This window comes from Longimicrobium sp. (assembly GCF_036387355.1).
GTDB lineage: Bacteria > Gemmatimonadota > Gemmatimonadetes > Longimicrobiales > Longimicrobiaceae > Longimicrobium.
Genome location: NZ_DASVTX010000187.1, coordinates 1 through 8469, shown reverse-complemented (window position 1 = coordinate 8469; position 8469 = coordinate 1). Strand labels below are relative to the sequence as shown.

Here is an 8469-nt window from a genome sequence, read left to right as displayed (position 1 = left end):
CGCGGCGCCTTCCTCGGAATGACGCTCAAAGTCCGAGGCGGGTGAGGAATCCCGGTGCGGCTGATGTGACGAATCCGGTGCGCCCGACGCCAAGTCGCGCGGCCCGCGCCGCGGGGCCGAAACGCGGAACGGGCCGGATGCGCGTGGCATCCGGCCCGTTCCCATCATCAATCCCGCCGCGGATCACATCTTCTTGTACGACGGGCCGCTGCCGCCTTCGCGCGGCGTCCAGCGCGGGCCGATGACGTCCGTGGCCTTGCAGTCGATGCAGTTGGGCGCGTTCACCTGCAGCCGGTCGCCGTTCAGCTCGTACACGCCCGCCGGGCACAGGTGCACGTACAGCTGCGCCACCTCGGGGGAGATGTCCTGCCCCACGATCAGGTGCGAGGGGATGTCGTCGCGAGTCTGGTTGCCGCTCTTGAACACCGCGTCCACCTTGCTGAACGTCAGCTTGCCGTCCGGCACGAACGGCGTCTCGGGGCGCACCTCGCGCGGCACCTCGTTGTCGGAGTGCATGCTGATCTTGCCGCCCGGGAAGCGCCCGCCCGTCAGCGTCATGAGCCCGGCCTTGGCCCCGCCGATGAAGAAGCCGTCCTTGAACGCCAGGCGCGCGTTGCGGCTCTTGTGCAGGTCGTCGCGGATGTAGCTGCCGTCCACCATGGCGTCGTACTGCGCCAGCGCCGCCGCGCTGGTGTCGCCCTTCTTGAGCGCGTCAAAGATGGCGCGCGCCGCAAAAATGCCGCTCTGCATGGCGTAGTGGATCCCCTTGAGCGAGGGGACGTCCACAAAGCCCGCGGTGTCGCCCGCCATCAGCAGCCCGTCGCCGTAGCGGCGCTGCGAAAGGGCAAAGAAGCCGCCCTCGGGAATGGTCTTGGCGCCCCACTCCACCATTTCGCCGCCCTCCAGGTACTTGCGGAAGAACGGGTGCGTCTTCATCCGCTGCAGCATCTGGTGCACGTCCACCGTGGTCTGCCGGTAGTCCAGCCCCACCACCAGGCCGATGGAGATCAGGTTGGGCTCCACGGGATACATCCAGCTTCCGCCGAACGCGTCGCGCGGCAGCGGCCACCCCAGGGTGTGCACCACCTTGTCGAGAGGAACCTTGGTTTCCCACAGCTCCTTGACGCCCAGCGCAAAGATCTGCGGATTCTCGGACGTGATCCCCTGCCACTCGCGGTACGCCATGGCCAGCGGCCCGCGCGTGCCCTCGGCCAGCACGGTAACGCGCGCGGTGACGTCGGTGGGCGGCTCGGCGCCCGGACCCGCGCTGCCGTCGCGGCTCAGCCCGGCGGGCGTGGTGCGCACGCCGCGCACGTTCTGCCCTTCCACCAGCAGAGAATCGACGGGGAAGCCGGGGAGGATGTTGACCCCCAGCCCCTCGGCCTTTTCCCCCAGCCAGCGGCAGATTTCGGAGATGGACGCCGTGTAGTTCCCCTTGTTGTGCATGGGGGGCGGCGTGGGAATGCGGAACTGCCCCGTTTCCGTCATCAGGTAGACGGCTTCGTCGCGGACCGGATCGCGGAAGGGGAAGTCTGCGTCGGTGAGCTCGGGGAACAACTCCCGGAACGCGCGCGGGTTCACCACGGCGCCCGACAGGTTGTGCTCGCCCAGCGCCGACGCCTTGTCCAGCACGGCGATCTGGGTTTCTCCCAGCGATCCGCCGGACTCGCCGTCCTTCTGCACCAGGCGCGCGAGCTCGATGGCGCACGCCAGGCCGGCCGGGCCGGCACCGACGATCACCACGTCCATCTCAATGGCCTCGGCGTCGGGCGCCTCGGACAGGATCATCCGCTCGCGGGGGAGCGGCGGCTGGTGGCGGACGGGGAGAACGGTCCCGCGTGCGGCGTCGGCCATGGGTCTCCGTGATGGTTCTGTGCGCCGGCGCGCGTGCGGCGGCGGGATGCGGGGCGGCCGCCAGGGGCCGCGGGAAAATCGGGCGGATTATAGGCACGCCGCGCCCGGCCCGCAAACACACGAACGCTCGTTCGCACCGGGGTGAAACCGCTGCCGGAGCGCGCGCCCCACCGCGGGGGCGAACGCTCCGCGCGCGGCGCCCGGGTCAGCGCGCCGCGGCCGCCTGCCCGGGGCGAAAGTCGGCGCGGCTCCAGCCCACGGCCGCGGCGGCGCGGTCCAGCAGCGCGGCGGCCTGCAGACGGTCCACGGAGCGGCCGGCTTCCAGCTCGGCGCTCAGACGCAGCAGCGACTGGCGAAGCTCGGCGTCGGGCGCGTCCATGCGCCCCAGCGTCTGCAGCGGGGCGGCGGCAAGGCGCAGCAGCTTGCCCGCGTCCGACGTGGGCCGGCGAAGGCCGTTCACCAGGGCCTGCACCTGGACGCGGAGCTGGAATCGGACGGGGAGCGCGGTGGTCGACATCACGTACACCTTCATGGTTCTGGTTCCCTCGCCGCGGAAGAACCCGCGGGACGGCCGCGTGGAAGGCCAGAGCCGTGCCCCCAAACGCCGCGCGCGTTCCCGTTCGGGAACGCGCGCGAAATTCGTTGCACAAACCTTGGACGATCGGCCTCAGGGCTGGTTGCCCAGTCCGGGTTTGCCGGGCGTGCCGGGGCGGTGCGGGGCGGTGTCGTTGGCCACCGTGGTGCGCTCCTGCGCGCTGGGCGAGCCGCCAGACTGCCCGCCCTCGCCCGGGCCGGGGGCGCGCTCGGAGCCCGTGGTGGGGCTGAGGCCGTCGTTCGACTCCAGCGTGGCTTTTCCATTGCCCTCGCCGCCGCACGCGGCCAGCGAGAGCGCGGCCGCCAGCGTAAAAACCGGAATCCAGCGATGCGTGCGCATGTCGTGTGATCCTCGCTCGGAGTAGGTGCGATGTTGGAGCCGGGGGTGTTACGCAGGGGATGGGCCGTGGAGGCGGACTGCGTGAGTGCGGGAAGGGAAGTACGAGAGTACGAGAGTACGAAAGTACAAAAGTACGAAAGTACGAAAGTGGGGGGGTGAGAGCGGGAGCGGCAGGCGCGGCGGCGTTCCGGCATCCGGACGCCTTTCTGGCGCCGGTCGATTGCGGCTGTCGCGGACTATCCCGCGACACGTATGTTTATCGGGATTCCGTGCAATTCCTCGTCGGAGCCATCATGCGATACCTCTGGTCCGTTCTTCTCCTCACGTGCGTCAGCGCGTCCGGGCTCACCGCGCAGCAGCCGGACATTCCGCTTGGAACCCGCGTGCGCATCGTGCAGCACACCACCTCGTTTGAAGGCGCACGCGCGCGCCGCGGCGCCACGCACACCGGCACGGTGCAGGCGATGGACTCCACCTCGCTTACTCTGCTGGTGCGCGGGCAGAGCCTGGAGTACCCGCTCAGCATCATCGAACGGGTGGAGGTCAGCGGCGGCAACGCCAGCCCCGGCGGCGGGGCGCTGCATGGCGTCAAGCGCGGGGCCGGAATCGGGGCGGTTTCCACCGGACTGGTGATCGGGATGCTGCACGTGATGTCGTTCGGCAGTACCGACTGTTCCAGGATCAGCTGTGAGCCGTGCCCCGAGGAGTTCTGCCCCCAGCGGGAAAAGCGAGACCCACCGCCTTTTGCTCGCGCCCTGCGTTGGCTTCTGGACGCCGAAAAGGCTGAAGAAATCCCCATTCACATGCTGCGTGGCGCCGCGGTGGGCGGCGTGATGGGGGCCGTCGTGGGTTCGATTACGCGGGAGCGGTGGACGCCCGTGGAGATCAGCGGCCGCCCGGTTCCGGTCGCGGTTACCGCCACGGGGAACAGCGTGGGGCTCACGCTTCGGTTCTGACCTGTCGCGATCGGGATGCGGCGGCACAGGTTCCGCATCCCGTAACGGCTCCTTCCTTCTTTCCCTGCGCTTGCGGACATCCATGCGACATCTGTGGTCAGCCATTTTCCTGCTGTGCATCGGCGCGGCGGACGTTGCCGCGCAGCAGGCGCCGGCACTCACCCCGGGAACGCGGGTGCGCGTCGTTCAGTCCACCACCGCGTCCGGGGGCGCGCGCACGCAGCGCGGCGCCACCCACGTGGGCACGCTGCAGGCGATCGACTCCTCGTCGGTGACGCTCATGGAGGGCGGGCAATCCACCGAGTACCCGCTGAACATCGTGTCGCGGCTGGAAGTAAGCAGCGGGAGCGCGAGCCGGAGCGGCGGCGCCGCCCGGGGCGCCACGCGCGGCGCGCTCATCGGAGCGGGGGCGTCGGCGCTCACCGTCGGCGTGCTCATTCTGGGCGGAAAGACGGAGGAGTGCGAGGACGGAGTCTGCGAGCAGAAGAACTACGACATCAAGGGCGGACCGGCCGTGGTGATTGGAGTGGGCACGCTGGTGGGGGCCGGCGTGGGCGCGCTGATCGGCGGCGCGGCGCGCGAGCAGTGGACGCCGGTGTGGACGCGGGCCGGTGGGCCCGTCTCGCTGACCGTGGATCCGGCGAGCAGCGGTGGCGCGCGCGTGGGCCTCACACTCCGCTTCTGACGAGGGGCTGAGGGCTGGCGGGACGGCTGCAGGTGTGAGCGCCGGAGTTCAGGCGGCCCCGTTTCTGGCGGAGATGATGGGTGGCGGCGGCAGAGGTTTGCTCGGCCGAAGATGATCCTGAGCGAATGAATTCGCCGCAACAACGACGGAAAGTCCCCCCAAACAGCCGGGGGGACTTCACCTGCACGGGGCGGATCGTGCCGGTGCCATCGGCCGGAACTCGTCTGCCGAACGGCCCTGGCGTGCAGCCCCGGCGGGATCGGCGCGAAATCCCGGCTGGCCTCAGCGGCTGAAGCCGCCGCAACAACCGCTGAAAGCCTCACGGTACTGCTGTGAGGCTGCATCCGCGCAGACGAGCGCTTCGGCGCCGACCGCCGCGCTCGCGCTGAGGTCTCCCTTTCTCCCGCGACAGCGGGGGAGAGGGCCGGGGAGAGGGGGCCTCTCCGAACGAGCGGCATCCTCCGGAGTGCGCCCAAGCTGCTGTTCTCCCCTCTCCGTGCGCAGTTTGCACGGGGAGGGGCCGGGGGAGGGGCCCCGAGCCGCGGGTGAGAGCCACAGCGTGGGTGCATCCCACACCGCCGTTGCCGTGTGCCCCCGCTCCCACATCTGTTCGTGGGAGAGGGTGGCGAGCTTCAGCGAGCCGGGTGAGGGCCACACTGTCCGCGCGCACCGGGCCTTCGGAACCGCGACCTTTCGTACTTTCGTACTTTCGTACTCCCGTCCCGTCCTACACGATCGTCGGCTCCATGAAATAATCAAATCCGTGCTCGCTGCTCCTCCACGCGCGCACGCGGAAGATGCGCGCGGGCGCGTCCGGATCCAGCCGCACGCCATGCGATCCGCCGTGCCAGAAGTGGCGCTCCCCCGTCAGCAGTTCCTCCACCTCCCACGGATCGTTCCAGCCGATCCCCATGTCGGGCAGCGGAAAGTGCAGCATGGTCTCGTGCGCGGAGAACGGGTCCAGGTTCACCGCCACGAACACCATCGACGTCCGGTCCTCCGTCATCTTGCCGTAGAACAGGATGTTGTCGTTGTCCGCGGGATAAAAGCGCAGGTTCTCGTACTCCTGCAGCGCGCGGTTCTGCCGGCGCACCTGGTTGAGCCGCGTGATCAGCGGGCGAATGTTGCCCGGCCGGTCCCAGTCCCACGCCTTGAGCTGGTACTTTTCGCTGTCCAGGTACTCTTCCTTGCCCGGCGCCAGCGGCGTGGCCTCGCACAGCTCAAAGCCGCTGTAGATGCCGTACACCGACGACAGCGTGGTGGCGAGCACCGCCCGGATCATGTGCGCCGGCCGCCCGCCGCGCTGCAGGAACTCCGGGTTGATGTCCGGCGTGTTGGGGAACAGGTTGCCGCGGAAGTAGTCCTTCATGGGCCCCTGCGTGAGCTCCGTGAAGTACTCCGTGATCTCGCCCTTGAAGTTGCGCCAGGTGAAGTACGTGTAGCTCTGCGTGAACCCCGCCTTGGCCAGCGCCCGCATCATCTTGGGCCGCGTGAACGCCTCGGACAGAAAGATCACGTCCGGATGCTGCGCCTGCACCTGGCGGATCATCCACTCCCAGAACTGCACCGGCTTGGTGTGCGGATTGTCGACGCGAAAGATCTTTACCCCCTGCTCCGCCCAGTGCAGGATCACGTCGCGCCACTCCGCCCACTGCGCCTCCCAGTCGTCCCCGTAAAAGTTCAGGGGATAGATGTCCTGGTACTTCTTGGGCGGATTTTCGGCGTACATGATGGTGCCGTCCGGCCGCTGGTTGAACCAGCCGGGATGCTCCTTCGCATACGGATGGTCCGGCGACACCTGGATGGCGAAGTCCAGGGCGATCTCCAGCCCGTGCTCGCGCGCGGCGGCCACCATGCGCCGAAAGTCCTCCAGCGTCCCCAGTTCGGGGTGCACGTCCTTGTGCCCGCCCTCGTTCGACCCCACGGCGTACGGCACGCCCGGCTCGTCCGGCCCGGGGTTGAGCGTGTTGTTCTTGCCCTTGCGGAACGTGCGCCCGATGGGGTGAATGGGCGGAAAGTACAGCACGTCAAAACCCATGTCGCGCACGTACGGCAGCTTGCGGATGACGTCGTCCCAGGTGCCGTGGCGCGACTCGTCGTCGGACATGGAGCGCGGAAACAGCTCGTACCACGCGGCAAAGCGGGCGGCCACGCGGTCCACCTGAATGGGCAGTTCCCGTTCGTATCGCGTCAGGTCCTGCCGCAGGGGGTAGCGCCCCATCAGTTCCAGCAGCCCGGGGTCCAGCGCGGCCGCGACCCGCTCGGCGAGCGTGAGGTGCTGCGCGCTCTCCACGTCGTCGCGGAACGACGGCCACGAATCGCGCTCGATCAGCCCGCCCGAGGCCAGTTCCGGGTCGCCGACGATCTCCTCCAGAAAGGCGATCATGCGCTCGCGGTCCTGCCCGGGCGCCAGCGGGGACGCGGCGGAGGCGATGAGCTGGGCGCCCTCGAACAGTTCCAGCATCACCTCCTGTCCGGCGTCGTACTTCTTGCGCAGGTCGCTCTGCCAGGTGCCGAACACGTCCGTCCACGCGACGACGGTAAAGAACCAGCGGCAGTTGCGGTCGGGGGTAAAGGAGCCGCGCCAGCGGTCGTTGTCCCAGAACTTCATGGGCGATTCGCGCCACCCTTCCTCATCCTCGGCGCGGAACCAGACGGCGGCGGACAGCGCGTCGTGCCCCTCCTTGAAGATGTCGGCCTCCACCTGCACGGTGTCGCCCACCTCGCGCTTGATGGCGTAGCGTCCGCAGTCCAGTTCGGGCTGCACGTTCTCGATCACGACCCTGCGGCTGGCGTCGATCCTCTCGGGCATCGATGTCTCGGTTCGGTTCTGATGGCGACGCAGGGCGTCGGGCGGGTGGGGTTCCGCCCGCGCGGGCCGCAAGGGGTGGGCCAAGGGCGGGCGGAGGGCGGAGGGCGGGAGTGCGTGAGTGCGTGAGTGCGGAGTGCGGAGTGCGGAGTGCGGAGTGCGGAGTGCGGAGTGCGGAGTGCGGAGTGCCCGGTGCCCGGTGCCCGGTGCCCAGTGCGGAGCGGCCGAGCCGCCGCGGCATCTTGCCGAGGTGACTCGGAGCGGGGCGAGGGGCGCGCCGGCTGCTCGGCACCTTCGTCGTGCACCTGCCCGCCGTTCTCCCCTCTCCGCGCGGCTGTTTGCGCGGGGAGGGGCCGGGGGAGGGGCCTTCGGGGCCGGCGACCCGCACCGCCGAGGCTCCGTGCGCAATTCTGGGGTGTGCTCCCTCTCCCACATCGGTTCGTGGGAGAGGGTCGTCGTGCGCAGCACGCGGGGTGAGGGCCACCGCCGGCCGGCGCACGCCACCTCCCGCTCCCCGCATTCCGGTACTCGGAAAGTCCGTATACCGGGAGCGGTCATCATCCCTCCGGTGGCGGTGTTTTGGCGCGCGTTTGGGGGCACCTCGGGGGCGGTGGGGCGCGCAAGCGTAAAGATCGAAGCAGTTACGCCCGTCCAGGAGCGGGAATGGACGAAAGGATCGAGGACGGATTAAACAATTGTGTTGCGATCTGAAAGCGGACATAGTTGACTTCTGCGGTTTGCGGGTTAAAATGTACGCCGATGCCACGACGGCGTCGTCTTTTCCCCCTCATCGGGATCTTGCTATGAACACCAATACCAATCCGTACGCCCCGGCAGAAGCGGCGGCGCCCACCCTGGGTTACAACGGCTGGATGACGAGCGGCGGCTTTCAGGAGCCCACCGTTTCGTTCAACGGCTGGATGACCAGCGGGGGCTACCAGATCCCCGAAGGCGAAAGCATCGAAACGCCCTGAGCGGATCGCTGTTCCTTCACGCATGCTGCTGATCCCCTGAACCCACGGACGATCGTGACCGGCATTCTGATCCTGAGCGGCGGCTGACCTCCGCCGCGACAGACAAAACGCCCCCGGTGCGCACTGCGCGCCGGGGGCGTTTTCGCACGAAGAAACGTCAGGGACCGCAGTACGAGAGCGCGCGGTTTGGAAAGCCCGGTGCGCGCGGACGGTGTGGCCCTCACCCGGCCGCGCTTAGACGCGTCCACCCTCTCCCA

General features: G+C 68.9%; 7 protein-coding genes. 3 read left to right on the top strand and 4 right to left on the bottom strand.

Annotated features, from left to right (window positions below):
- Positions 1–183: 183 nt before the first annotated feature.
- The 3 genes from VF665_RS08385 to VF665_RS08375 all read right to left on the bottom strand — a co-directional run bounded on the left by VF665_RS08385 (position 184) and on the right by VF665_RS08375 (position 2788).
- A complete protein-coding gene (locus VF665_RS08385; RefSeq protein WP_331052962.1) occupies positions 184–1854 on the bottom strand; it encodes an electron-transfer flavoprotein:ubiquinone oxidoreductase in 1671 nt (556 codons plus the stop codon).
- A 205-nt stretch (positions 1855–2059) separates the two neighbouring features.
- A complete protein-coding gene (locus VF665_RS08380) occupies positions 2060–2386 on the bottom strand; it encodes a hypothetical protein (RefSeq protein ID WP_331052961.1) in 327 nt (108 codons plus the stop codon).
- A 135-nt stretch (positions 2387–2521) separates the two neighbouring features.
- Complete coding sequence (locus VF665_RS08375; RefSeq protein ID WP_331052960.1) at positions 2522–2788, bottom strand: hypothetical protein; 267 nt, start codon at positions 2786–2788, stop codon at positions 2522–2524.
- A gap of 293 nt (positions 2789–3081) precedes the next feature.
- Between VF665_RS08375 and VF665_RS08370 the strand changes: the two genes are divergently transcribed.
- The gene (locus VF665_RS08370; RefSeq protein ID WP_331052959.1) at positions 3082–3744 is read left to right on the top strand and encodes a hypothetical protein; all 663 of its coding nucleotides are present in this window, start codon (positions 3082–3084) and stop codon (positions 3742–3744) included.
- A gap of 82 nt (positions 3745–3826) precedes the next feature.
- A complete protein-coding gene (locus VF665_RS08365) occupies positions 3827–4429 on the top strand; it encodes a hypothetical protein (protein ID WP_331052958.1) in 603 nt (200 codons plus the stop codon).
- 727 nt (positions 4430–5156) lie between these two features.
- Here VF665_RS08365 and VF665_RS08360 read toward each other — a convergent pair.
- Positions 5157–7241, bottom strand: a complete 2085-nt coding sequence (locus VF665_RS08360) for an alpha-1,4-glucan--maltose-1-phosphate maltosyltransferase (protein WP_331052957.1) — start codon at positions 7239–7241, stop codon at positions 5157–5159.
- A gap of 800 nt (positions 7242–8041) precedes the next feature.
- Between VF665_RS08360 and VF665_RS08355 the strand changes: the two genes are divergently transcribed.
- Positions 8042–8212 carry a hypothetical protein gene (locus VF665_RS08355; RefSeq protein WP_331052956.1) on the top strand — a complete coding sequence of 57 codons (171 nt, stop codon included), beginning with the start codon at positions 8042–8044 and terminating at the stop codon, positions 8210–8212.
- The last annotated feature ends 257 nt before the right edge of the window (positions 8213–8469 follow it).

What these genes read in the sequence shown, in the direction of transcription:
- VF665_RS08375 (WP_331052960.1), bottom strand. Translation starts at nt 2,788, where the DNA reads ATGCGCACGCATCGCTGGATTCCGGTTTTTACGCTGGCGGCCGCGCTC.
- VF665_RS08365 (WP_331052958.1), top strand. Translation starts at nt 3,827, where the DNA reads ATGCGACATCTGTGGTCAGCCATTTTCCTGCTGTGCATCGGCGCGGCG.
- VF665_RS08355 (WP_331052956.1), top strand. Translation starts at nt 8,042, where the DNA reads ATGAACACCAATACCAATCCGTACGCCCCGGCAGAAGCGGCGGCGCCC.
- VF665_RS08380 (WP_331052961.1), bottom strand. Translation starts at nt 2,386, where the DNA reads ATGAAGGTGTACGTGATGTCGACCACCGCGCTCCCCGTCCGATTCCAG.
- VF665_RS08370 (WP_331052959.1), top strand. Translation starts at nt 3,082, where the DNA reads ATGCGATACCTCTGGTCCGTTCTTCTCCTCACGTGCGTCAGCGCGTCC.
- VF665_RS08360 (WP_331052957.1), bottom strand. Translation starts at nt 7,241, where the DNA reads ATGCCCGAGAGGATCGACGCCAGCCGCAGGGTCGTGATCGAGAACGTG.
- VF665_RS08385 (WP_331052962.1), bottom strand. Translation starts at nt 1,854, where the DNA reads ATGGCCGACGCCGCACGCGGGACCGTTCTCCCCGTCCGCCACCAGCCG.